Here is a 24,202-nt window from a genome sequence, read left to right on the forward strand (position 1 = left end):
ACTCCCGGCTCACACCATTCGCCTCACGAAGAACGGAGCGCACAGGTGATATTGCTCAATCCCGGTCCCGTGAATGTTTCCGAGCGTGTCCGCCAGGCGCTCCTGCGTCCGGACATTTGCCATCGTGAGTCGGAATTCTACGACCTCCTACATCGCATACAACACAAGCTGCTGAAAGCCTTCGTGCCGGGGGCAGAGTCCGAGTATGTGGCGGTCTTGTTGACCGGATCCGGCACGGCCGCGGTCGAGTCGGCCATCATGTCTTGCCTTCCGACCGGCAAGCGGATGCTCGTCATCAACAACGGTGTCTATGGCGAGCGGATCTCGAACATGATCGGTTTGCACCGCCTGGGCGTTTCGGAGTTCAAGCTGGATTGGCACGTGAAGCCCGATCCGGAGCGGCTGCGGCTGGCGTTACGTCAGCATCCCGAGGTCCATGCGGTGGCCATGGTCCACCATGAGACCACAACGGGCCTCATCAATCCCGTGAAAGACATTGCCGATGTGGTCGACAGTCAGAACCGGGTGTTCGTGGTCGATTCCGTGAGCGGGTTGGGCGGCGAAAAGATCGACATTCCGGGCTCCCACATCTATATGGTGGCCGGAACCGCTGGAAAGTGCATTCAGGGATTCCCCGGCGTGTCGTTCGTGCTCCTTCGGAAAGGCTTCCTCGACCGTATGCGGGGCTATCCCAAGCGTTCCTGGTACCTGCACCTGACGCACTATGTGGATGATCAGGGGAACGGAACCATTCCGTTCACCCCCGCGGTGCAGGTGTACTATGCGTTTGAGGAAGCGCTCGACGAATTGTTGGAGGAGGGCGTCCCGCAGCGCCTCGCCCGCTATAAGAAGGCCTCGACCCGGATCAGGGAGCGCATGGCGCAACTCGGTGTGAAAGCCTTGTTGCCGGCGGACTCCCAGTCGAACACGATTACGGCATTTCACCTCCCGTCCGGGCTGAGCTACGCGACTTTGCACGACCGGCTCAAGGAGCGAGGGTTTGTGATTTATGCCGGGCAGGGGCAACTGGAGGCGAAGATCTTCCGCATCGCCAACATGGGGGCTCTGACATCCCAGCAGATCGACGATTTTCTTTCCGCGTTCGAGCAGGTGCTTGAGAGCACGACCGTTCACTCATGAAAGCCGTCATTCTGGCCGCCGGAGTCGGGAAACGGCTCTGGCCCATCACACAGCACAAGCCAAAGTGCCTGATTGAGATCGGCGGCAAGACGTTGATCTCGCGGTATCTCGAGTCGCTCGCCGCCCTTCGCGTGAAGCAGGCCACGGTCGTGGTCGGCTACAAGCAGGAGATGATCCGCGCGGCGGTGGGGGACGGGCTCCACGGCGTCGATGTCACATACCTGGTGAACAATCAATTTCACCGAGGGAGTATTTCTTCGTTATGGCTGGCCAGGCCGGCGTTGGACGACGACGCAATCGTCATGGATGCCGACGTCCTGTTTCATCGGGAAATCCTTCGTCGCCTCGTGGAGTCCGACCATGGGAATTGCCTGCTGATGGACGAGACGGTCAAGCAGAGCGGCGAGGAATGCATGGTGGTGGTGGAAGGCGGCCGTGTCATCGCGCTGAGCAAAAAGGTGCCCGATCGTTATGACCTCGCGGGGGAAGGCGTGGGATTTCTCAAGGTGCGCCGATCCGATATCCCGCATGTCGTCGGTTCCTTGAAAGGCTATATCGATCGCGACCGATGGGATATGGAATACGAGGACGGCTTGCTGCAATACTTCACAGACGTGAAGGTCGGGCATGAAAAAATCGGCGGCTTGCCCTGGACCGAGATCGATTTTCCCGAAGACGTCACGAAGGCTGAACGGGACGTGTTGCCGAGACTCTGAGCGTTTGGTCGGTGTCGCGTAGCCGAGATACGAATATGCGAGAGACGAGACACGAGCGGCGGAAATGAGCGAAAGCACAGTACAGCATGGCGCGGAGTTGCAGGGTTTGTCGACGGCGATCCTGCTTCCGGGCACGGGCCTGTTCGGTGATCGAGTCGGGCGCGGGCTGAGTGAGGTGGGTCCGCTGACGAAGGTCGGCGGCCTGAGCCTGTTCCAGCGGGCCGTGCTCACACTCCAGCGCTCCGGGATCAGGCAACTGATCGTGCTGGTCGGGTCGGAAGAAGAAATGCTCAAACAGACGCTCTCGCGCGGCGCCCGCGTGACGATTCCGGTACGGTGGATGCCCGTGCGGGAGTTTCCCCTGGACGACCCCCGGACCTGGGAATCGCTGGCGACCGAAGTGCGGGGGTTCTGTCTGATCGCGAGCGTCCAATCCGTCTTCTCAAAGGGATTGATCGAACATCTTCGTCAAAATGTGCGGGACGGAGAGGCGATGGTGGTGACGAGGCAATCCGGACAAGGGGAGCCGCCCATTGGTCGCCGTAACCCGGCCGTCGCGCTGCAAGAAGGCCGACTCGTATCCTTTCACAACCAAACCGGTTTCGAGGGGCATCAGGTTGCGGCCGATATGGTCGTGCTGCCGGCCAACATTTTAATTCCGTCCGGCGGATCTTCGACATTGGGCGCGGCCACTCCGGCGGAGGGTTCCGGGGCCATTCCTGTCCGCCGTTGGCTGGAACGGGCTGCCGCCGATGGGCGGGTGCGAGTGGTGGCCGCGGCATCCAATGCAGGGCTGTGGTATCGAGACGTGTGGGATCACGCCAGCGCCGGCGTCGCCGAACGCACCCTGTTCCGCTCGCTCAAAGGGGAGGCGGAAGGATTTGTCGATCGGTATTTCAATCGAACGTTCTCTCGGCCTCTGACCAAAGGGTTTCTGCGGCTGAAGTGTTCCCCGAATACCATCACGATGGTGGCGACAGTGATTGGGTTGTTGTCCGCTGTCGGATTCGGCTGGGGAACTTACGAGGCGGGCATTTTCGCTGCGCTGCTGTTCCAACTCGCGGCGGTCATCGATTGCTGCGATGGAGAGGTGGCCCGGTTGACCTTCACCGAATCGCCGTTCGGGGCCTGGCTGGATATTGCGATGGACAATGTCGTGCACATTGCCATTTTTGCCGGCATCGCCTGCGGGTCGTATCTGCGACAGTTCGGAAGCGAGGGGGCGTGGGTACCGTTGGCTCTCGGCGGGGCTGCGGTGTTCGGTAACGCCATGTCGTTCTGGCTGGTTACCAAAGCACAGAAAATCGGCGCGGCGAAGGGTTGGAGTTCACCCAAGCAAGCGGCCTGGTCTGATTTCATTCTGAAAAATGTCGCGAGCCGCGACTTCTCCGTGATCGTATTTCTGTTCGCCGTGCTCGACAAGCTTGATTGGTTCCTCTGGATGGCCGCCCTCGGGTCGACGTTCTTTTGGTTCTTCATGCTGTGGGTGCTTCGCCCGACGGCGCGTGCCCGTGCTTAAGCTCACCCTTCTTGTCCTCGGGGCGCTGACCTTCTCCGCCCTCATCTGGAATATCGGCATCGCGCGCATCTATGAGGCCGTGACCCAATTGGGCCCGGTGGCGCTGTTCATCGTGTTGCTCCCGTCGCTGCTGATGTATCTGCTCGAGGCCTACGGCTGGCGGGTGACGCTCGGCGATTGGGCCGACAGACTTCCATTCTGGCGGCTCTGGGCCATTCGCACGGCGGGTGAAGTCGTGAATATGACCACTCCCACGGCCTATGTGGGCGGCGAACCGCTCAAGGCGTTGCTCCTCAAACGGCATGGTGTGCCGATGGTCGAGGGTATGGCTTCGGTCGTGACGGCAAAAACTACCATGACCATTGCCCAAATTCTGTTCATCTTGGCAGGGATGGCGTTGGGATTTTGGCTGCTCGGGGGGAAAGGCTCCGCGGGACAAATGATCATGGCTGGTCTGGCCAGCGTGGGATTGTTGGTGTTCGGAGTCGGGGCCTTCATGCTCGTTCAGCGCCATGGGATGTTCACCGGGATTCTCGGCCTCCTGCGCAAGGTAGGCTTGCGCATGGCGTATCTTGAAGCGCGGGAGGAGAAGCTGCGGGAACTCGATCGCACGATTGCAGGTTTCTATACGCACGACCGCTCGGGATTCCTGCTGTCGACCATGATGTTTCTGCTCGGATGGTTGGCGGAAGCGTTGGAAGTCTATGTGATGATCGCCTGCCTCGGCCAGCCGGCGACGGTGCTGTCGGCGCTTGCCATCGGGGCGTTGTCTGTCTTCATCAAGGGCGGAACTTTCTTCATCCCGGGCAGTCTGGGAGCCCAGGATGCAGGCAACCTCCTCTTGGTGACAGCCTTCGGGTATAGCGAAGTAACCGGAATTACCTTTGCCTTGCTGCGGCGATTTCGTGAGTTGGTGTGGATTGGGCTCGGACTCCTCTGTTTCGCCTTGGTGGCACGTCATGTCGACACGAGTCCGGAGTCGCCCGCAGGTCCGGTCGCCCTGTGAGCCCTCCTGCTACAATTGCATAAAACTCTCTCACTGCCCTGCTTCGAATTACCACCATATTCCTAAGTAATACTGGCCTCCCCGGCCACTCTGCGCTACACTGGGCAAGAGTAGGTTGAACGCGCAAGCCTCCTCGGCCGCGAGCGGCCCAATTACCAGATCAAGAGTGCAAGGATGGCATACCGGCCCGAGCTATCGGCTGCGGCGAAACAGCGTCCTCGTGAAGGCGGGGGAGGCGGGACTCCTCAGCTGACAGGGGCGTTTGCCGTTCCTCCAGTGGATGACCCGGCGGAGGCGCTTCGTTTTTGTCGGGCCCTGGCCGCCGCATTGCAACCGTCCGCCACATTGGATGAATTGGCATCCACCGGCCCTCGGTTGGGGTTCGTCAGTGCCGTGCCGGCTGCCGCTCCGGTGCCGATGCTCTCGATCGTCATTCCGGTCTTGAATGAGGAAGAGAACCTGCCGGCCCTGTATGGCCGGCTTACGAGCGTCTTGAACGGGTTCGGTTTCGATTATGAAATTGTCTTTGTCGACGACGGAAGCCAGGATCAAAGCCCGGCGATCCTTCGGCGGTTGGAGGAACAGGATACACGCGTGACGGTCGTGGAGTTCGCCAGGAATTTCGGCCATCAGGTCGCGATCAGTGCGGGCTTGGAACATAGTCGTGGCCGTGCCGTCTGCATCATGGACGCCGATCTTCAAGATCCGCCCGAGGTGCTGCCGCGCTACCTCGAGAAGTGGCGAGAGGGTTGGGAAGTCGTCTATGCCGTCCGGACCGAGCGGAAGGAATGGTGGGGGAAGCGTCTGGCCTATGCCGGCTTTTATCGTCTGCTGCAGAGCGTCGCGAATATTCAGATCCCGTTGGATGCAGGGGATTTTTGCATTATGGATCGGCGCGTGGTGGATCTCCTGGTACGCATGCCGGAACGGAATCGGTTTGTACGAGGGATTCGGAGTTGGGTCGGCTTCAAGCAGATCGGGGTCCCCTACGAGCGCCATGCGCGCCATGCTGGGGTTCCCAAGTATACGTTCCGTAGGCTGCTGTACTTGGCCCTCGATGGATTGGTTTCGTTCAGCCATATGCCGTTGCGGGTGATTACGCTGCTCGGCCTCGCCGTGTCCCTGTTATCCTTCCTCGTCGCGCTGACCTATTTCGTGAAGAAGATCACCTATGGGGTCGGTGTCCCCGGTTTCACGACACTGGTCGTATCCATCTTTTTTCTTGCAGGAATCCAACTCATGACGATTGGAGTGATCGGCGAATACATCGGCCGCATCTCGGATGAGGTCAAACGCCGACCGCTTTATGTCGCTCGTCGGGTCACTAGGAGATAAGCGCTATTCGCATCCTGATGTTTGATAACGAGTTCCCGCCGCTCGGCGGGGGGACCGGGGTGGTCAATGAGCATCTCTTGCGCGAGATGGCCAAACGCCAGGATCTCACCGTTGACCTCGTGACGTCGTCGCGAAGCCCGCGAACCTACGAATTGGAGCAGTTCGCCGATCGCATCACGCTGCATAAGGTTCCGGTGGACAACCGGAACATCCATCACGCGACCAACGCCGAATTACTGCGCTACAGTCGTCGAGGGCTTCGCCTGGCCTATCGACTCGTCAAGCAATATCGTTACGACTTGACGTTCGCCTTCGCGGGAGTGCCGGCCGGCGCGATGAGCTATGCCTTACATCTGACGCATCGCCTTCCCTACCTCGTCTCGCTGCAGGGGCCGGATGTGCCGGGGTTTGAGGCGCGCTATGACTACCTCTATCCGGTGTTGCGGCCGATCATCCGCAGAATCTGGCGGTCGGCTGCCGTGGTGACTGCGATCAGCGGTGAACAAGTCGAGCTGGCGCATCGGACGATGCCGGAACTCAGAGCGATCACGGTGCCGAACGGTGTGGATACGGAACGATTCTGTCCTCGTGCAAAAGCGCCCTCCGAGGTGGTCACGCTTGTGTGCGCCGCTCGCCTCATCGAGCGAAAAGGCCAGCATTATCTCCTGCGGGCCGTGGCGCGGTTATGCGAGGCAAGTGCTCGACGGGTGAAAGTGACGTTGGTGGGAACGGGAGATGCGGAACCGATGCTCCGTGAACTGGCCGAGCGGCTGGGGCTTGCCGATGACGTGACATTCCGGGGATTTGTCCCGCGTGCGGCCATGCCGGCCGAGTATCATGCGGCGGATATCTTTGTGTTGCCGTCCCAACACGAGGGCATGTCGATCGCGCTGCTGGAGGCGATGGCGTCGGGATTGCCGGTGGTGGTGACGGATACCGGTGGGACGGCGGAATTGGTGACGGATGGTGAGAACGGGAAGATCGTGCCTTGGGGTGATGAGAGCGCCTTGACCGATGCGCTGGCGTCGCTGGTGGACGCAACCGCTACGCGCCTGCGCATGGGGGCGGAAGGGCGCCGCCGTGCGGTGCGGTTCGGCTGGCCGGCGCTTGCGGCCCGGTATGTGGACCTTTGCTTGCAGGTGGCACAGGGCTCCGGGGTGTCGGAGGGAATCGACGATCGGCGGAGATTGCGCGCGATGGGTGACGATATGGCGGGAGGGGCCCGCGCATGAAGACGAAGGCCGCAGTCTGCATTCTCACCAGTCAGTACTTTGATTGGGGCATTTACGGCGGGTTTGGGAGCATGTCCCGGAAATTGGCGGAGAGCCTTGCCCGGGATGGATTTCGTGTGAGCGTCATCGTGCCGGGGAGGCAGGGCCAGAAGCCGCGGGAGGTCATCGGCGGCGTCGAAGTTCGGAGCTTCTCCGCCAGAAACATCATCGAAGCCTGCCGCGTCATCCGGGAATCCGACGCGGACATCTTCCATTCCCAAGATCCGACCATCCTGACCTATCTGGCGCAGCGGTTTCATCCGAGGCGGACGCACCTCGTGACCAGCCGCGATCCGCGTGATCTGAAGGACTGGTGGACCGAGTTTCTGTATGCGACTCCCAAGCGCCGTCTGATGACGCCGTTCAATTACCTGACGGAAGCCAGTTTGCTCGTGCGGTTGGGGGTGCAGGGGGCGCAGGGTGTATTTTGCCCGGCACATTTTCTGAAGGAAAAGGTCAAGCGGTTGTATCGCCTGTCGGTATTGCCGTCGCTGCTGCCGAACCTGATCGACGTGCCTCCGTCGTTGCCCCGAAAGGCCGACCAGCCGACCTTCACCTACCTCGCTCGCTGGGATAAGCGAAAGCGCCCGTGGATTTTTCTCGAATTGGCCAGACAGTTTCCGGAGTATCGCTTCGTGGCCGTGGGCCAGGGGAGCGCCTCGGCTGAGCGGGGATTCGATGAGGAACTGCGGCGCCGGCATCGCGACGTGCCGAACCTCGAAATGCCGGGGTTGATCAACCGTTTCACGGAACCGGAGCGTATGCATCGATTGCTCTCCGACACCTGGGTACTCGTGAGCACGGCCATTCGCGAGGGATTGCCGTTGACGTTCTTGGAGGCCGCCGCCTATGGGTGTCCGATCATCAGCCGGGTGGATCCGGATCAGTTCGCCACGAAATTCGGGCAACAAGTTCACGACGACGACTATGCCGGCGCCATCCGCCGCCTATTGGCCGATGCGCCTTTGGAAAAGGGGCGGGCGGCGTACGAGTACGTGCGTGCGACCTACGAAACCTCGGCTGCCCTCAACGCCCACGTTGCCCAATACGATCACCATGCCCGTACGAGGGGGCGCGCCGCGTGAGCGATGCGAACGGTACCGGCCGGCCGCGACATTGGTGCCTGACCGGTGGCTGGTTCGACAGTCCAAACGTCGGCGACAATGCCTTGTTGCTGGGCATCGTCGAGAGCCTCGGACGAACGACCCCGTCGAGATTCACAGTGCTGACTCCGGATCCTGCTCGGCTCGAGCGGCTCTATGGATTGTCTGCCCTAGCGCCACGCAAACACCCACTCAAGTTGGTACGTCTCCTCTGGTCGGTCGATACCCTGGTATTCACAGGAGGGTCCCCGTTTTTCGACCACGTGGCCCAGATGCTCTATTGCGCTGCGCTGACCGCCGTGGCATGGCTTGCGGGCGTGAAAGTGATCGTATGGGCCATTTGGCTGCGTCCCTTGGAAAACCGGCTGTGTCGCATCCTGGTTCGGTGGATTTGTCGGCAATCGGCGTACCTGAGCGGGCGAGACATGCAAACCGTGAACGCGTTGTCGGAACTGGTTTGGGGAGAGAACCCCGTTGAATTTGTTCCAGACCCGGCCACGCGACTGATGCCGTTGCCAATGGAGCAGGCGCGGGCCCTGCTGCGGGAGCAGGGAATTTCCACCGATCGCGGGGTGGTCGCGATTTGCCTGAGGGGATTCCGGGCCGGTTCGGCATTCGGCGTGCACCACTACGATTCCCGGTTTTCGCCGCAGCAGGTTGACGCGTATCTCGAGGCGATCCGGTGTCTGGTACGGACGCTGTTGCGCGAGACAGACCGAACGATCGTGTTTGTCCCCATGCACACCGTCGAGCCGGACGATGATCGCCGACCGGCGGTTGCCGTCGTGGAGGGGTTGGATTGCGGTGCGGATCAGTCGCGGGTGAAGGTCCTGTTGCAACAATATCAGGCGGCCGAGATGAAGGCCATGCTCGGGCTAATGGACGTGGTCGTGGGGGTGCGATTCCACGCGCTGCTCTTGGCCTCTTCGATGGCCACTCCCGTCATCGGTGTGTCGTATGCGTCGAAGAACGAAAGCCTCATGGATCTGCTCGGGCAGCGCGAACGCCTGGTGCGGCTTCAGGAGGTATCCGGCGAAGGATTGAGCCGCCGGGTGTTGGACGCGCTGGCGCAACAGGGGCAGATTCGAGCTGACTTGAAACAGCGCGCTGAGATGTTTTCGGCCGCCTACGACGGGCAATTGTCGCGAATCGTCACTCTGGTCACCGGGCCCGCGCGTGTGGGGTCCTTGAGCATTTAACCGAGACACTGAACGCAGGGCAGGAAGCGCGTCCTCCTCCATTTATGTCAGCCAAGCGCATCGCCAAAGGCATCGTCTCTGTCGGCACCTGGTCCGCGACGAAACTCGTCGTGGCCGGGCTCGCATTGCCGCTGTATTCCCGTCTCTTGGGCATCGATGGCTACGGCCAATATGCCTATTACGTGGCGCTGTTGATGATCTGCGTACATCCCGCCAACTTCGGCATGAGGCAGATGCTCACGAAGCACATTGCCGAACGACCGGAAGAGCGGCCACGCGCGCGGGGACTTGCGAGCTTTGCGGCTCGTGTCACGCTGGTGAGCTCGCTCGTGGTGGGGCTGGTCGCATCGTTGCTGCAGGTGAGTGCCGCCTACTGGAAACTCCAGACAGCCGGCATGATGCTGTTAGTCGTGGGGACCTTGTGGGCGCAGCAGGTCCATCAACATGCCGCCGGGATTCTGCACGGCTTGCATCGGGAGGATGAAGAAACACTTCCTGCCTCGATGGGGATCGCGCTGTCGGGCCTTGCCGGGATTCTGCTCGCGGCGTTGGGATTCGGCGTGGCCGGAGTCTTGATCGGGATGCTGACGGGGACGGTATTGGTGGCGGTGGTGACGTTGCGGCGGGCCGCAGCTGCATTGGACGAATCGGGTGGCGAGGCCACTGCTGACCCGGTGCCGCGGCGCGAGTTGTTGCTGTTCGGCATGGTCAGCATGGGCTATACGGGCATGGCCATGGTGCTCTATTCCGTCGACGTGGTGTTGGTGCGACACTTCTCCGGAGATCAACAGACGGGGCTCTATGCGGCGGCGGTGCAATGGTCGGAGTTCGTCTGGTTCGTGCCGATCGCCATCGAAGGCGTGATGCTCCAATCGACCGCGCGTTTGTGGGCGGAGAACCGCCTGGATGAGCTTTCCCGATTGGTGAGTCGGTTGATGAGGTACGTGATGGTGAGCACGGCCTATCTGCTCATCGTCGTGATGGTGTTTGCGAGCCAAACCGTGACCTTGTACTTCGGCCCGCAGTTTGAGCAAGCGGCCGTGCCGTTGCAATTATTGGTGCCGGGCGTATTTGCCTTTTCCTTGGCCCGCGTGATGCGGCCGGTGATTCAGGCTCACGGCTGGGTCGCCACCCTCTTCAAGACGGTGTCGGCCGCCACGCTGGTGAACGTGGTGCTGAATGTGGTCTTGGTGCCGCGATGGGGGGCGGCCGGGGCATCGGTCGCCACCTCCGCCTCATTCCTGATGGTGACGATTTCCTATGTTCTCCTCTTGCGCCGCGAGGGGGTTCGTCCGTTTGAGGAGTTTCCCTTCGGTCGATTCGGCCTCCTCTGCGGCGTGACCGTGACCGTCTTGATGCCGATTGGACTACTCATCACCGAGCCGCTCGTCGCCCTGACGACGGGGGTGGTGTTGTCGGTCGCATTGTATTGGGGAGGCGTATTTTGGCTTGGGCTGATCCGCATTCGCGAACTGGAACAGATCGTCGACAGCCTTCCGGGGGCGCTTCGTCCCACGGCAGTGAAGGTGATGGGGTACCTGCAGCCGCTTTTGGGGCGGCTCAGCGTCATGGCACCGAACTGAGGCAGGAGATTTCGTTGACGCAGGATCGTCATGTGGTGTCGGTGGTGATTCCGACGTTCGGGCGCGAGACGCTCGAGCTGACCCTTGCGGCGCTGGCGCGGCAGATGCGTCTGCCCGACGAGGTGCTGCCGATCATCGATCATGCTCGCCGCGGGGAGGCTTGGGGCGCAATCAGGGGCTACTTCAGAGCAAAGGAGATTTGATCGCGTTTACCGACGATGATGCGGTGCCGAGGGAAGATTGGCTTGAGCAGCTTGTCAATGCGATCGATCGGCATGACGCCGCGGCCGCCGGAGGAACCTTTCAGGAGTCAGATCCGCTGTTGGATGCCATTCGGTGGCGAAAGCCATTGCCCACGGTGGAGCAGGTTGACGACGTCGGATTGGTGGGGAACGGCGCCAATATTCTGTTCCGGCGCGAATGGTTGGATCGGTGCCTACGAGAGGACGGTTATGTCTTCAATGAATGCTTCGCAGGGTCCGGCGAGGATTGGGAATTGATTTGGAGATTCCAGAAACGTGGCGCTCGGATGGTCTATGTCCCCAACCACCCGGTGCATCTGCGAAAGGTCACCCCGATGAGTTTATGTCGACACAGTTTTCACCGCGGGGTGGGGATCGCGCGGTTGTATCGGATCATGAATCAGGATCAGGTCAGCGTGGCCCCGCACGAAAGCCTGTTGTGGGGGCAAGGCATACAGAGGGCGAGACCACGGTGGATGCGGGCCTTGTGGAAAAAGCTGTTCGGCTCGTTCGAGCGTCGCCTGTTTCGTGACGCCCGGCATTTCTGGAGCTATCGGCTGGGGGAAAAAGCGCAGGCAGTCGGATTCGTGTGGGAGTTGGCATTCAGGACGCCGATGTCGCGTCTGCAAACCAAAACGGGCAGAGAGTCGTAAGCAGAGAGAGAAGGTAGGAGGAAAGGAATGCCGAGCATCGAGTTGCGCATGAAGGCCTGGTTCGGGGACGAACCGCTGAACCTGACGTTTCCCGATTCGTGGCGGGTGGTCGATCTGGGCCCGCCCGACGAGCCGGGCTTGACGCAGGAGCAGATGCGAGATCGTTTCACCCGGCCGATCGGCGCGGCTCCGCTGTGGCAATCGGCCAAGGGGAAGCGCCGTGTCGCCATTGTCGTCGATGATTTAACCAGGCCGACTCCTGCGGCTGATGTATTGCCGTTGCTGGTTGCGGACCTCCGACGGGCTGGAATTGCGGAAACAGCCATTACGGTTTTTGTCGCCGGCGGCACCCATCCGCCCGATTCAGGGGACGCCGTCGTGAAGAAGGTTGGGGCGCAGATTGCCGCCACCCTTCGCGTAGTGCCCCACGATTGTCATGGAGAGCTGGCGGATCTAGGGACCTCGCCGGCGGGGTTGCCGGTGAAGATCAATCGCCTATTCATGGAGTGCGATCTCAAGATCGGGATCGGTTGCCTCTATCCCCATCCCTTTGCCGGGTTTTCCGGCGGCGCCAAGATCGTGTTGCCTGGTCTCTGCGGGGCGGAGACGACCCGCATGATGCATGACTATGTGCGCGGCGCACGCGCGCGCGGCGGCTCGATTCACACAGAGGTACGGCGGGATATGGTGGCCATCGCCAGACGCGCCGGGCTCGAATTCATCGTCAACGTGACGCTGAACCGGCATCGTGCCATCAGCGGGTTGTTTGCCGGGGACGTCGAACAAGCCTTCGAATCCGGCGTGCAGGCGGCGCGGCAGCTCTACCGGGTGGCGTCGCCGCCTCGAGCGGATGTCGTGGTCGCGGACATGTATCCCTTCGACGGCAGCTGGCAGTTTGCGCAGGATCGCGGTCTCTGGCCGCTGGAACGGACCGGTGCCGGAACGTCGAAGGTCGTGATCGCTGCTTGCCCGCAGGGCGTCGGCAACCATGAGCTGTTTCCGGTGGCGAGCCCCTTGTGGTCCCGTCTTGCCCGCCGCCTGCGACACTTGGGGCCGTCGGACCTCAGCCGTCCGGTTGAAAAAATCCAGACCATCTTAGCCTTGATGCGCCGGAAGCGCGAGCCGTTGTTGGTCATGGCGCCGGGTCTTCAAGCGAATGACGTGACGCGGATCTTTCCGCGCGCCCGATGGTTTCGTGAGTGGAACGATTTGGCGGCGGTGTTGCGGGAACGCCACGGCGAGGGACCGAGAACCGTCGCAGTGTACCGTTGCGCGCCGTTGCTTCTGGCGGATGGGTCTGATCGGGCTGAGGCATCGGCTGCCGTAGATTCTGTGCCGGCCCCTGCGGCCGATCAAGCGTAAAGGGGAGGGCGTTGAGCATGAATCGCGGCATCTGGCTGGTGCTCGAAGTCATCTTCGATACGCTGATGTTCGCTCCGTACCTGCTTCGGGGGCGCTTTTCCTGGCGGATCAAAGCACGAATCCTGGCTACCTACACGCGCCTGACATGCAAGTTGCTGTTCCTGCATCCGGTCCGGCCGCTCGATCGTGAGCGCCTGTTTGGTTGGACGATTCGTTGTTTCGACTATCGAACCTTCCACCTCCTTTGCCGGGTGATTTGGCTTCGAAACGAATATTACTTCGAAGCACCGACTCCGCGTCCGCTCGTGCTGGATTGCGGCGCCAACATCGGCCTCGCGACCGTCTATTTCAAGTGGCTGTATCCGGAGGCGGAAGTGCATGCGTTCGAGCCGGATCCCGCGACCTTTGCCCTGTTGAAGGAGAATGTGGCGGCGAACCATCCGAGCAGGGTCCAGGTCTACAACGTTGCGCTGTCGGATGTGTCCGGTACCGCCGAATTTCACGTCGACCATGCCCATCCCGGCGCGCTACGAATGAGTTTGAATCCGCTGCGAATGCCCAAGGACACAGTCACGGTCCCCACCCTCGCCCTATCGGAGTTGTTCGAGACCCTGTTGGCCGGGCGGCAGGTGGATTTCCTGAAGCTCGACGTCGAAGGGGCGGAGGATGAGGTGTTGCGGGATCTGGCGGGGAAGGGGTGCCTCAAGGCTGTGCGCGAGTTGCTGATCGAGTTCCATCACAAGATCGGCGGAGAACGCGCACAGTTGGCATCGTTCTTGTCCGTATTGGAATCGCAGGGGTTCGATTATCAACTCGATGCGGTCTGTATGCCGCTGTACGAGCGCAATCGCTACCAAAACGTCATGTTGTATGCCTATCGTGACTAGGGATGCCCGGCAGGCGATGCCTGCACACAGAGATTCTCGGGAGTCGAGCGGGATGGAGTTGGAGGACCCGTGCGCCCTGTCTGATGTGGCTCGTCGGGATGGGCCGACGCCCGGGAAACGCGACGGTCCTGCCTGGCGACGGGGCGTCGTCGCAACGGTCTTCGCGGCGGCGGCCATCCTGATGGGGCTTTTCGAACTGGATCGCACGCCGGCACCCTGGTGGGATGAAGGGTGGACCCTTTGCGTGGCGCGGCAATGGGTCGAGACGGGTCACTATGGCTGCTTATTGGAGGGGCGCCCGGCGCCACCGATTTTGGCCGGTCATTTTCCGGTGGTGGCCTCCGTCGCAGCGGGTTTTCAATTGTTGGGGGTCGGGCTGTGGCAGGCGAGATTCATCGGGGTGCTCTACAGCGTACTTACGCTGGCGCTGCTCTATGGGCTGACGGCGCGCTGCTTCGATCAGAAAGTGGCGACAGTCACGTTGGTCCTGGCTCTGTTCTTGCCCGTGAATTGGCAGATGCATCCGCTCATTCTTGGGCGGCAGGTGTTGGGCGAGATGCCCATGCTGTGTTTTCTCCTGGCCGGGTACCTCTGCGCGACCTTTCTGCACCGCCATCCCGGCTGGTGGGTCGGTGCGGTCGGCTGTTGGGGTTTGGCGCTCTGGACGAAGGCGCAGGTCCGTCCATTCTGGACCTTGTCGCTGACCGTGCCGTTGATGTGGAGCCTTGCGCGACGGGATTGGCGGACAAGCTTCTGGGTCAGCAGCGCAGGAGCGGCGGCCTGGGGGTTGTTCTTGCTCTTGGGAGAACTGAAATCGCTCGTCTTGGCGGGACACACCTTGCCCACACCGACGATGACGGGCTTGCTCCAGGCCTCCGCGTTGGTATTTGCTCCGCGCGTTCGGATGGATGCCGTGATCTTTACCGCCACCTTCCTGGTCCCGACCCTTTGCGGGCTCGGCGTGGCCGTCTGGTCGACCGTCGCGCACTGGCGAACAGGCGATGCGATTCACGGCTTAGCGGTCCCGCGTGTCATGTTGCTCACATTTGCCGTCAGTTGGTTTGGGTGGTTCTTTTGTCTCTCGTTGGGAGGAGCACGCTACGCGTTCCCCATGTGGTTTGCGGCATCGCCGTTCGTTGCCGCGATCATCGTCGAATGGAGTCATGGCCTCGATCTTCGGGCCGTCCGCCGTGGACTGAGGGGGCAAGGCGACGGTCCGTGGAGCAAGGCCAGAGCGTTGGCTGTCGTGTCGCTCGCGCTATTGCTCTGTTGGATGGCGGTGCAGGCGCGCATACATTTCAAAGGTCGCGAGGCGGACCAGGCGCTTCCGCAAGTCGTCGAGTATCTCCACGAGCATGTGCCGACTGGGGCGATGATCGAAACTTACGAAAGCGAACTGTTTCTGCTCTTGGACCGCCCATACCATTATCCGCCCGCTGAATTGAACGTAGATTTGATCAGGCAAGGATGGCATGCCCAACGGCATCTGACCTACGACCCTCTGCAAGCCGATCCGGCCTTCGTGGTCGTGGGTGAGTTCGGTCGCTGGGCCAACCTCTACCAATCGCTCGTCGACGAGGGACAACTGAAGTTGCTCCATCGGGTGGGCCGGTATCAGGTTTACGAACGAGTGCGTGCTCGGGTGCCTGCAGTGACTCCTTAATTGTGTCCCTTCCCAACTCCTGCTTGCGTCACCTTCGCCATGCAGGTGTTTGGACGACAGGCTGGTGCCTAGGAAAAATGCTTTACAGAAATAGGGAAATGTCTATAATGATTTTCGTCAGGGCCATTTCTCTCGAGAAAGGTTGCCCCCCATGCAGCAACTGACGGCAATCCTCCTGAGGCGAGCCTGGAAGCGGCAGGGCAACGATCTCTGCCTTCACCCGTCCGTCGAGCCGGAGTATGAGCAAGCAGTGCCGACGGGGGGGACTGTGTGTCTCGTCTGCGGTAGCTATGTTGAGAGTCCGCCTCGCGGGCATCCCCAGCCGGTAGTCGACTGAGCCGCTTGATGTGCCTCCGTGCCGCATCGGCCGGCCCCGATCTAATCCTCGTTGTCCACGGTAACCAGACCTGCGTCAAACAATAAATCGGGCGAGAGCGCTCACACTCAGGTCACGGCCGGCCTTGTACCCAGAGGCGAGTGACCGGCCTCCGCTCGACTCAGGCCGAATAGTGCTCTTGGAGATTACTGCGCTGGAAGCGGGTGATGTGCCTGATCAGCAACTCGCGGTTTTGCGTGGTGAGTTTCACAAAGCGGGCATGCAGGCGATAGCCGCCTGCGGTGAGGGGGTTGAGTCGTAGCACCTCGATGGGTGAGGTGAATACCGATTGGTCCGGCAACTGCAGCGTGAGCGTAAGAGTGTCGTTGGGTTGGTACGGCGCATCGACCGTCATGCCGATGCCGCCGCCGCTGATGTTGATCGATTTCTCGACGAAGAGCGTCTCCTTGCCACCGTTGGCGGCTTCGAGCTTCACGGGAAGTGTCACGGTGATGCGGTAATAGTCGCGGCGATCTTGTGCGGACGGCTGCGAGTGGGGCCTGTCCAGTGACATAGTGGTAAGAAGTATAGCAAAGTCGGTGGGGACTCGGCGCTGCCAGACGGACGTACCTCGGGGTTTTTGTGATAGGATGCCGCGCATGTCGGCTGTCATGCAGGCCTTGTGGGCCGTCCTCTCCATTCTCGGCGCCGTATCCCTCGCTCACGTCGTCGGTCTCGTCAACCCTTCCGAAAAAGTGAATGGTCTGTGGCTCGTCGTGGCTGCCGCCTGCATATATGTGCTGGCCTATCGTTTCTATGGGCGCTGGATTGCCCGACGGGTCGTCGAACTGAACGACCAGCGCGTGACGCCTGCCGTGCGGCTGAACGACGGGGTGAACTTTCATCCCACAAACCGGGTCGTGCTTTTCGGACACCACTTCGCTGCGATTGCCGGGGCCGGTCCGCTTCTTGGGCCGGTCCTTGCGGCGCAATTCGGTTTTCTTCCCGGGTTCCTTTGGCTGGTGATCGGTGCGGTGCTTGCGGGCGCGGTGCAGGACTTCATTATCCTGGTCGCCTCGATGCGTCGCAACGGGCGCTCGCTGCCTGAGATCGCCCACGACGAACTGGGGTCGATTACCGGCACCGCGACGGCAGTGGCGGTGCTCTTTATCGTGGTGGTGGCATTGGCCGGGCTGGGTTTCGCGGTGGTCAATGCGCTCCATCACAACGCCTGGGGAACCTTCACGATTGCGATGACGATCCCGATCGGTTTGATGATGGGCTTCTACCTTCAGAGGTTTCGACCTGGTGCGGTGGCAGAGGTGTCGGTTCTGGGCGTGGTGCTCTTGATCGCGGCTGTGATGTTCGGCCGGGTCGTCGGTCAGTCTTCCTACGCGTGGCTGTTCGAGTTCGAGAAACCGGCGCTGGTCTGGCTGCTTGCAGGGTATGGATTTCTGGCCTCGGTGTTGCCCGGCTGGATGCTGCTGGTTCCGCGCGGCTACTTGTCCACCTTTATGAAGTTGGGCGTGGTGTTTCTGCTCGGCTTCGGAGTCATCCTCATGGCTCCGACGATAGAAATGCCCAGGGTTACCGCATTCGCCAACGGTGGCGGGCCGATCATTCCCGGCACATTGTTCCCGTTCCTGTTCATCACGATTGCCTGCGGCGCGGTTTCCGGTTTTCACTCGCTCGTATCGTCCGGAACGACGCCGAAAATGATCGAGCAGGAATCCCAAGCTGTGGTCGGATATGCGGCCATGCTGTTGGAAAGCTTTGTCGGGGTCATGGCGCTGATTGCGGCCTCCGTCCTGATTCCCGGCGACTATTTGGCGATCAACACGACGCTCTCGCCGGACAAATTGGCCGCCATGGGGTTTGCGCCGTCCCGAATCGCCGAACTCTCGCAACTCGTCGAAGTGGATGTGGCGGGACGTCCCGGAGGCGCGGTGTCTTTGGCTGTGGGTATGGCCTCGATCTTCGCCGCATTGCCCGGCATGTCGGGATTGATGGCCTACTGGTATCAGTTTGCGTTGGTGTTTGAGGCCCTGTTCATTCTGACCACGATCGATACCGGGACTCGTGTCGCACGCTACCTCATTCAGGAAATGGCCGGCCGGGTCTATGCGCCGTTTCGCCGGATGAATTGGCTGCCCGGCGTTCTGTTGAGCAGCGCTTTTGTGGTCGGCTCCTGGGCCTATCTCATCGGGACGGGCAGCATCTCGACGATCTGGCCGATGTTCGGCGCGGCAAACCAGCTGCTGGGCACCTTGGCGCTCTGTATCGCGACGACGGTGTTGATCAAGATGTGGAAGTCTCCGTACCTGTGGGTGACGGCCTTGCCGATGCTGTTCGTGGGACTCATCACCCTGACGGGCTCGTACGAAATGTTCGGCATGTTCATGAGGAAGGCGGCGACTTTGGCGGCGGGGCAGGCATTCGCTCTGTACCTAGATGCGGTGCTCGTGGCGGTGGTGGCATTGTTGGGAGTCATCGTCTTGAGCGACAGCCTGAAGCAGTGGTATGGCTATGTCGTCCTGAAGAGACCGTTTACGAGCAGCGAGGTGTTCGTGACGGCAGGCGGTGGAACGGCCGGTCATCGACGCTCCACTATTTGTCGCCATGGGGCGAACCAGGGGTTCAAGCTTCCTCCGGGCGGGGGATGCTGCTGATCGGATAGACGCGTCGGCGCTCTCGACTCCTCATGCCTACTCATATGATGTGCCTGAAGCATTCCACGCCGCGTGTTTCACGAATGGCCGACAACGACAATCAGGAGGTTACCGTGGCTGATCAATTTTCATTCGATGTCGTATCTGAAGTGAACATGCAGGAGATGAAGAACGTCGTCGATCAGTCGACCAAGGAAATCAAACAGCGATTCGATTTCAAGGATTCGAAGACGGAGATCATGCTGAAGGAAAAAGAGAAGGAATTGTCGGTGGTGTCAGACGACGAGTACAAGCTGAAGGCGGTGCAAGAAATCATCAAAGGCAAGTGCGTGAAGCGCGGCGTGTCCCTCAAGGCATTCAACTACGGCGCCATCGAGCAAGCGCTGGGCGGGACCGTCCGTCAGGTTGCCAAAATCCAAAGTGGCATCGCATCCGAGAAGGCCAAGGAGATTACGAAGGCCGTGAAGGATTCCAAGCTCAAGGTGCAGGCGCAGATTCAAGGCGAACAGGTGCGGGTGCTGAGCAAGAGCAAAGACGAACTGCAGTCGACGATCGCCTTCTTGAAGGGGAAAGATTTCGGCATCGATCTACAATACACGAATTTTCGGTGAGTCGGGCGAGGGCGTCGGTCGGTTGGCTTGCCTGACGAGCGCCCGCTATTTCCCACGGAGTGCACCGTTGCCGGTACTGGTTTACGTCCGGTGGGCCTGACGAGGGGCCACGTGTGAAGCGCTTCCTTTTATGCCTGCTGTGCTGCATTGTTCTGACCCTCCCAGGGTGCGGTGGCAGCGATCCGATCGTCGTCATTCAACTCCATCCCAAGAATCCCGACATCCTCTACATCGCCACCAACGACTACATCTTCAAGACGCGAGACGGGGGCAAGACCTGGTCGAATCTCACGAAAGGCATGAGCCATTCGCGAGTGATTGCGATGGCGGTCGATCCGGCCTATCCAGCCACCGTCTATGCCGGCACGAAGGGTGACGCCGTCTACAAGAGTTACGACGGCGGGCAGCGCTGGGCTTCTATGCGGGCCGGCCTCGATGATGCCACCATTTCTTCTGTGGTGAACCAGTTCATATTTGATCCGCTGGACAGTCAGCACATTTTGCTCGCGACCACCATGGGGGTGTATGAGAGCAAAAACGGCGGAGAGAATTGGTCGAAGCGGATGGATGGGATGAAGGAAGTGTTGATGGTCATCACCTTGGGGATGGATCCGGCCCACCCTTCCGTACTCTACGCCGGGACGAGCGGCGGCGTGTACAAATCAACCGATCAGGCCGGACATTGGGAGAAGGTGAACAACGGCCTCGTGCCTCCGGACATGGTGAAGACCTCGCGTGCGCTGAATGTGACGTCCATCCAGGTTGATCCGTTCGATTCTTCAATAGTCTATGCCGCGACTCTAGCCGGTCTGTACAAGACGACTGATGGAGCGGCGAGTTGGGCGCGAATCGGGGAGTCGCTTGCCGATCAGATGATCATCGCGATGGTGGTCGACCGAGCACGCAAAGGGGTGTTGTATGTGGCGGGTCGCGATGGGGTACATCGGAGTGAGGATGCCGGGGCAAGCTGGGTCACGCTCAACGAGGGGCTGGCCTCGACGAATGTCCGCTCGCTGGCCCAGAGCCAGATAGACCCTAAGCTGTTTTATGCCGGAACGAACGGTAGTGGTCTCTACCGCAGCGGTGACGGGGGAATGAAGTGGGAGCCTCTTCCGTCCTCGTTTTCGAAAGAATGAAACGACGCTCGAGGTTGCGGCTGGGACTCCGACCGAGTCGCGTTTACGCTACCGTCGCGACGGGTTGTTGAGGGAAGAGTCTCCGATCGCCGGGCCTACGCCGCGGTTTTGCACCCCGGAGCCTTGCGCGTTCTGGGATTTGTCGATATCGAAGCCGAAGCTGTTCGGCAGGTTGGTGTCCTGGGTGCGGGGACCGACCCGATCAGTCAGCGCGCTATCCCTCGCGTCTTCCCCCCGCCTGGGCTTCAGCGATTCATTCACATTGCTGTAGGGAGACACGGTGGCGCCGATGTCGGCCCCGAAGCTCGGATTCAGCGATTGGTTCAGCTCGGTGTTTTCGATATCGCCGCCGATGCGGACCGGAAGCGTGGTGTCATGAATGTCCATGCCGGTGGGGGCGGAATTCGGCAGCTTGCGGCTGTGGAATTGTTTCTGCAGGTCGTCACGGTCCTCCTCGATACGCCTGGTCTCAATCCCTCGCTCTTCGTAGCCCAATGAGTCGAGTTTTTCCATCCGGCCGATGATGTCGGTGAGTTTAGCTTCGATCTTGTGCAGGTCGTCTCGAGCCCTGGCGACGGTGCCGACGATCTCGCTCAACGTCCACTGCCGGGCGAACGTTCCCAGTTTGGGAGATTTTCCGGCGCCGCCGTCGAGCCCACTCAGTCCCGATCCTCTACCGAAGCCGGCGCTGTTGTAGATGCCCTTCTGTTGCACCGACATGAGAATATGGTTGGCATGGTCCAGGAGCTCGTCGATTTTTTCCAGCGAATCGATGTCAGTGACGCAACAGTCGAGGAACGCCCGATATTCCTTCGTAAACTTTGAGGCTTCGTTCTGAATTTCAAGGATTTTGAGCGGTTCCTTGGGGGGATCCTGCTGGACATCTTCTTCCTGTCGGCCGTACCGTTTCGGCTTTTTGCGGTCTCGCTCCGCATCGTAGAGGGCGGCACAATCGCCGTCCGCGGTGGCGGAAATTTGCTTGTCTGATGTCCGGTCGGGACACCAATAGACCTTGCCCGGTTGATTCAAGGGATTGTTGGAGCGGAACTCGCCTGCGTGGCCGACCAACGGTTGGTGGAGCAGATACCAGCCGATGAGCAGCATGAGAAGAGGCGCCGTATGCCAGCCGAGTGATTTCATCATAGTGAACCGATTCTGCGCCCGGGTCCTGGATGTGTCAACGAAACGAGCGAATTGCGCGTGCCTTGCAAACCTCTGCGCTGTTCGCTAGGCTCGCCCGCGAGAGAGCCGTGCAACTGACCAATACAGAAGGGTGTATCCATGCCTGTGATCTATATCGATGAGGCCGGCGCGCACGCGGGCCAGGAAGTCACGATCCGCGGCTGGCTGCGCAGTCGGCGAGACAAGGGGAAGCTGCATTTCCTCATCCTGCGAGACGGTACGGGCGATTTGCAGGCGGTGGTCAGCAAGGCTGCCGTCGGTGACGAGCAATTCGCTCGGTCTGCAGAATTGACGCAGGAGTCGAGCGTCGTCCTCACCGGTACGTTGCGTCAGGATGTCCGTGCGCCAGGCGGCTTCGAACTGGATGTGCGGCGTCTCGACGTGCTGCAGGTGGCCCAGCCATTCCCGATACAGCCGAAGGAACACGGGACCGGCTTTCTGATGGAGCATCGACATCTTTGGTTACGGTCCAGCCGCCAGCACGCTGTGCTGCGGGTGCGTCACGAAATCATTCGCGCCTGCCGGAATTTTTTCGATGATCGGGGATTCACGCTCGTGGATGCGCCGATTTTCACGCCGAATGCCTGCGAAGGCACGACGACGCTGTTCCAAACTCAGTACTTCGATGAGACGGCATACTTAACCCAAAGCGGGCAACTATACAGCGAGGCCACGGCTGCGGCGTTTGGGAAAGTGTACTGCTTCGGTCCGACCTTTCGTGCGGAGAAATCCAAAACACGCCGGCATCTGATGGAGTTTTGGATGGTGGAACCGGAGGTTGCATTTGCCGAACTGAGCGACATGATGGAGTTGGCAGAGCAATTCCTATCGCATATCGTGGCGGCCGTGCTCCGTCATCGTCGCGGCGAGTTGCAAATTCTTGAGCGCGATATTGCCAAACTGGAACGGGTGGTGGCGCCATTCCCGCGCATAACCTATGAAGACGCAATCGCGCTGCTGCAGCGCCGAGGTAATCCTGCGAAGTTGGGTGACGATTTCGGCGGCGATGAGGAGACGATTCTCTCGAATGAATTCGATCGGCCCGTAATCGTGCATCGATATCCGGCGGCGTTGAAAGCCTTTTATATGCAAACGGATCCTGCTCGGACAGATCTCGCGCTCTGCATGGATGTGCTCGCGCCAGAGGGCTACGGTGAAATTATCGGCGGTGGGCAGCGCATTCACGAATACGACAAGCTGTTGGCGAGACTTCACGAACATCATCTGCCGCTCGAGGCTTTCCAGTGGTATCTCGATTTGCGCCGGTACGGTTCCGTTCCTCATGCGGGATTCGGCATGGGAATCGAACGGGCGGTGGCGTGGATCTGCGGCCTTGAGCACGTCCGAGAAACCATCCCTTTCCCCCGCATGCTCTATCGGCTCTACCCGTAATCGCTCTCCACGGTCCCCGGCGAATGGCCGCCGGGGACATTCCCCAGATTTCAAAGTTTCCGACGCCTGACTGTCCATTTCTCAGGACTGTGCAGCCCTCTTCCATCAGATTTGTTGCTAGGTGGGATAGTTTCCCACAGACTTCTCCACAGTTGTGGATAGTGATGAATTTGCGTCTCCATTTTACTCGGCAGAATAACAAATAATAATGCTGATATTTCAAGGTAAATTCTGTTGACAAGGGTTTGGTTGGGTGTATACTCCGACCATCGAGTGGGTAAAAGTGGGTGAAAATGGAAAAACAGATGTCGCCCGCGTTGCCCATGAGCCAGTTCTCATTGAAGAAATACTTTTTTGGCTGCGGTGCAAACCCGGTGGAGTCTACGTGGACTGCACGATCGGCTATGCAGGGCTAGCCATTCGAATACTCGATCAGAGCGCCCCGTCCGGAGTGCTGGTCGGGATCGATCGCGATCGTGATGCCCTGGATGCGGCGCGTCACCGATTGGCGACGGCTGAGTCTCGTGCGCGGTTGCACCACGGAAACTTTAGTGACCTGAAATCGGTCGTGTCGCAGTTCGGATTCTCGCGTGTGGATGGTGTCGTGTTCGATTTGGGCGTGTCCTCTCCCCAGCTCGATCGTGCCGACCGCGGTTTCAGCTTTCGTGAAGATGGTCCGCTCGACATGCGGATGGATCGAGCGGAGGGCCGCACCGCAGCCGATCTGGTTCGCGAGTTGCCCGAAAGCGAGTTGGCGGACGTGTTGTACCACCTCGGCGAAGAGCGATACTCGCGGCGAATCGCCCGCGCCATTGTGCAGGCTCGCCGGGAGGCGTCGATTGAGACGACGGGGCGTCTGGCCGCAATTGTGGAGCGCGCCGTTCCCGGATTTTACCGTCACGGACGGATTCACTGCGCGACGCGGACCTTTCAGGCGCTGCGCATTGCGGTGAATCGGGAGCTGGAAGTGCTTGAGCCGGCGCTCCGCGATGCCGTCGATATTTTGGCGCCGGGCGGACGCGTGTGCGCCGTCTCGTTTCATTCGCTCGAAGACCGTATCGTTAAGACGACCTTCCGTGCTCTGGCCTCTGGTCCCGACGCATCGTTGCAGATCCTCACGAAGAAGCCGGTTATGGCCTCTGAGGTTGAATGTTGCCGAAATCCCCGATCGCGCAGCGCGAAGTTGCGGGTCGGAGAGCGGCTTTCCTAAGGAGCGT

General features: G+C 60.4%; 21 protein-coding genes. 19 read left to right on the top strand and 2 right to left on the bottom strand.

The features are described from left to right. Positions 1 to 45 precede the first annotated feature (45 nt). The 14 genes from KF814_09890 (at position 46) to KF814_09955 (ending at position 15,679) form a co-directional block, all read left to right on the top strand. Entirely contained in the window at positions 46 to 1,140 is a 1,095-nt protein-coding gene (locus tag KF814_09890; protein MBX3236453.1) for a 2-aminoethylphosphonate aminotransferase, read from the top strand. Continuing rightward, positions 1,137 to 1,856, top strand: coding sequence for a phosphocholine cytidylyltransferase family protein (locus KF814_09895; protein MBX3236454.1), 720 nt, complete (start codon positions 1,137 to 1,139; stop codon positions 1,854 to 1,856). The genes KF814_09890 and KF814_09895 overlap by 4 nt, the downstream gene beginning before the upstream one ends. Positions 1,857 to 1,920: 64 nt before the next feature. After that, a complete protein-coding gene (locus KF814_09900; GenBank protein MBX3236455.1) occupies positions 1,921 to 3,375 on the top strand; it encodes a CDP-alcohol phosphatidyltransferase family protein in 1,455 nt (484 codons plus the stop codon). Further along, on the top strand, positions 3,362 to 4,381 hold the full coding sequence (locus KF814_09905; GenBank protein ID MBX3236456.1) for a flippase-like domain-containing protein: 1,020 nt from the start codon (positions 3,362 to 3,364) through the stop codon (positions 4,379 to 4,381). The genes KF814_09900 and KF814_09905 overlap by 14 nt, the downstream gene beginning before the upstream one ends. A 174-nt stretch (positions 4,382 to 4,555) precedes the next feature. Beyond that, entirely contained in the window at positions 4,556 to 5,716 is a 1,161-nt protein-coding gene (locus tag KF814_09910) for a glycosyltransferase family 2 protein (protein ID MBX3236457.1), read from the top strand. A gap of 17 nt (positions 5,717 to 5,733) precedes the next feature. Next, positions 5,734 to 6,948, top strand: a complete 1,215-nt coding sequence (locus KF814_09915; GenBank protein ID MBX3236458.1) for a glycosyltransferase — start codon at positions 5,734 to 5,736, stop codon at positions 6,946 to 6,948. Further along, positions 6,945 to 8,072, top strand: coding sequence for a glycosyltransferase family 4 protein (locus KF814_09920; protein ID MBX3236459.1), 1,128 nt, complete (start codon positions 6,945 to 6,947; stop codon positions 8,070 to 8,072). Before KF814_09915 ends, KF814_09920 begins: the two co-directional genes overlap by 4 nt. Then, positions 8,069 to 9,289 carry a polysaccharide pyruvyl transferase family protein gene (locus KF814_09925; protein ID MBX3236460.1) on the top strand — a complete coding sequence of 407 codons (1,221 nt, stop codon included), beginning with the start codon at positions 8,069 to 8,071 and terminating at the stop codon, positions 9,287 to 9,289. The genes KF814_09920 and KF814_09925 overlap by 4 nt, the downstream gene beginning before the upstream one ends. Before the next feature lie 44 nt (positions 9,290 to 9,333). Then, positions 9,334 to 10,872 carry a polysaccharide biosynthesis C-terminal domain-containing protein gene (locus KF814_09930; protein ID MBX3236461.1) on the top strand — a complete coding sequence of 513 codons (1,539 nt, stop codon included), beginning with the start codon at positions 9,334 to 9,336 and terminating at the stop codon, positions 10,870 to 10,872. A gap of 14 nt (positions 10,873 to 10,886) precedes the next feature. Beyond that, entirely contained in the window at positions 10,887 to 11,075 is a 189-nt protein-coding gene (locus KF814_09935) for a hypothetical protein (GenBank protein ID MBX3236462.1), read from the top strand. Beyond that, on the top strand, positions 11,072 to 11,767 hold the full coding sequence (locus tag KF814_09940; GenBank protein ID MBX3236463.1) for a glycosyltransferase: 696 nt from the start codon (positions 11,072 to 11,074) through the stop codon (positions 11,765 to 11,767). Before KF814_09935 ends, KF814_09940 begins: the two co-directional genes overlap by 4 nt. A gap of 27 nt (positions 11,768 to 11,794) precedes the next feature. Beyond that, positions 11,795 to 13,129: a DUF2088 domain-containing protein gene (locus KF814_09945; GenBank protein ID MBX3236464.1), complete on the top strand. Its 1,335-nt coding sequence runs from the start codon at positions 11,795 to 11,797 to the stop codon at positions 13,127 to 13,129. Between the two features lie 17 nt (positions 13,130 to 13,146). Beyond that, a complete protein-coding gene (locus KF814_09950) occupies positions 13,147 to 14,016 on the top strand; it encodes an FkbM family methyltransferase (protein ID MBX3236465.1) in 870 nt (289 codons plus the stop codon). 16 nt (positions 14,017 to 14,032) lie between these two features. After that, on the top strand, positions 14,033 to 15,679 hold the full coding sequence (locus KF814_09955) for a glycosyltransferase family 39 protein (GenBank protein ID MBX3236466.1): 1,647 nt from the start codon (positions 14,033 to 14,035) through the stop codon (positions 15,677 to 15,679). Positions 15,680 to 16,176: 497 nt separating this feature from the next. On the opposite strand, the gene KF814_09960 is transcribed toward KF814_09955, so the two are convergent. Further along, a complete protein-coding gene (locus KF814_09960; GenBank protein MBX3236467.1) occupies positions 16,177 to 16,668 on the bottom strand; it encodes a PilZ domain-containing protein in 492 nt (163 codons plus the stop codon). Between KF814_09960 and KF814_09965 the strand changes: the two genes are divergently transcribed. The 3 genes from KF814_09965 (at position 16,655) to KF814_09975 (ending at position 20,411) form a co-directional block, all read left to right on the top strand. Then, entirely contained in the window at positions 16,655 to 18,664 is a 2,010-nt protein-coding gene (locus KF814_09965) for a carbon starvation protein A (GenBank protein ID MBX3236468.1), read from the top strand. The genes KF814_09960 and KF814_09965 overlap by 14 nt on opposite strands. Positions 18,665 to 18,747: 83 nt before the next feature. Continuing rightward, positions 18,748 to 19,275, top strand: a complete 528-nt coding sequence (locus KF814_09970) for a YajQ family cyclic di-GMP-binding protein (protein MBX3236469.1) — start codon at positions 18,748 to 18,750, stop codon at positions 19,273 to 19,275. 113 nt (positions 19,276 to 19,388) lie between these two features. Continuing rightward, the gene (locus tag KF814_09975; protein MBX3236470.1) at positions 19,389 to 20,411 is read left to right on the top strand and encodes a hypothetical protein; all 1,023 of its coding nucleotides are present in this window, start codon (positions 19,389 to 19,391) and stop codon (positions 20,409 to 20,411) included. 48 nt (positions 20,412 to 20,459) lie between these two features. Here the strand turns inward: KF814_09975 and KF814_09980 are convergent, their stop codons facing one another. Next, a complete protein-coding gene (locus KF814_09980) occupies positions 20,460 to 21,554 on the bottom strand; it encodes a hypothetical protein (protein MBX3236471.1) in 1,095 nt (364 codons plus the stop codon). Positions 21,555 to 21,692: 138 nt separating this feature from the next. On the opposite strand from KF814_09980, the gene asnS reads away from it, so the two are divergent. Then, complete coding sequence (gene asnS, locus KF814_09985) at positions 21,693 to 22,985, top strand: asparagine--tRNA ligase (protein MBX3236472.1); 1,293 nt, start codon at positions 21,693 to 21,695, stop codon at positions 22,983 to 22,985. A 283-nt stretch (positions 22,986 to 23,268) separates the two neighbouring features. Further along, positions 23,269 to 24,195, top strand: a complete 927-nt coding sequence (gene rsmH, locus KF814_09990; protein ID MBX3236473.1) for a 16S rRNA (cytosine(1402)-N(4))-methyltransferase RsmH — start codon at positions 23,269 to 23,271, stop codon at positions 24,193 to 24,195. Positions 24,196 to 24,202 lie beyond the last annotated feature (7 nt).

The sequence above is a fragment of the Nitrospiraceae bacterium genome (genome assembly GCA_019637075.1).
GTDB lineage: Bacteria > Nitrospirota > Nitrospiria > Nitrospirales > Nitrospiraceae > JAHBWI01.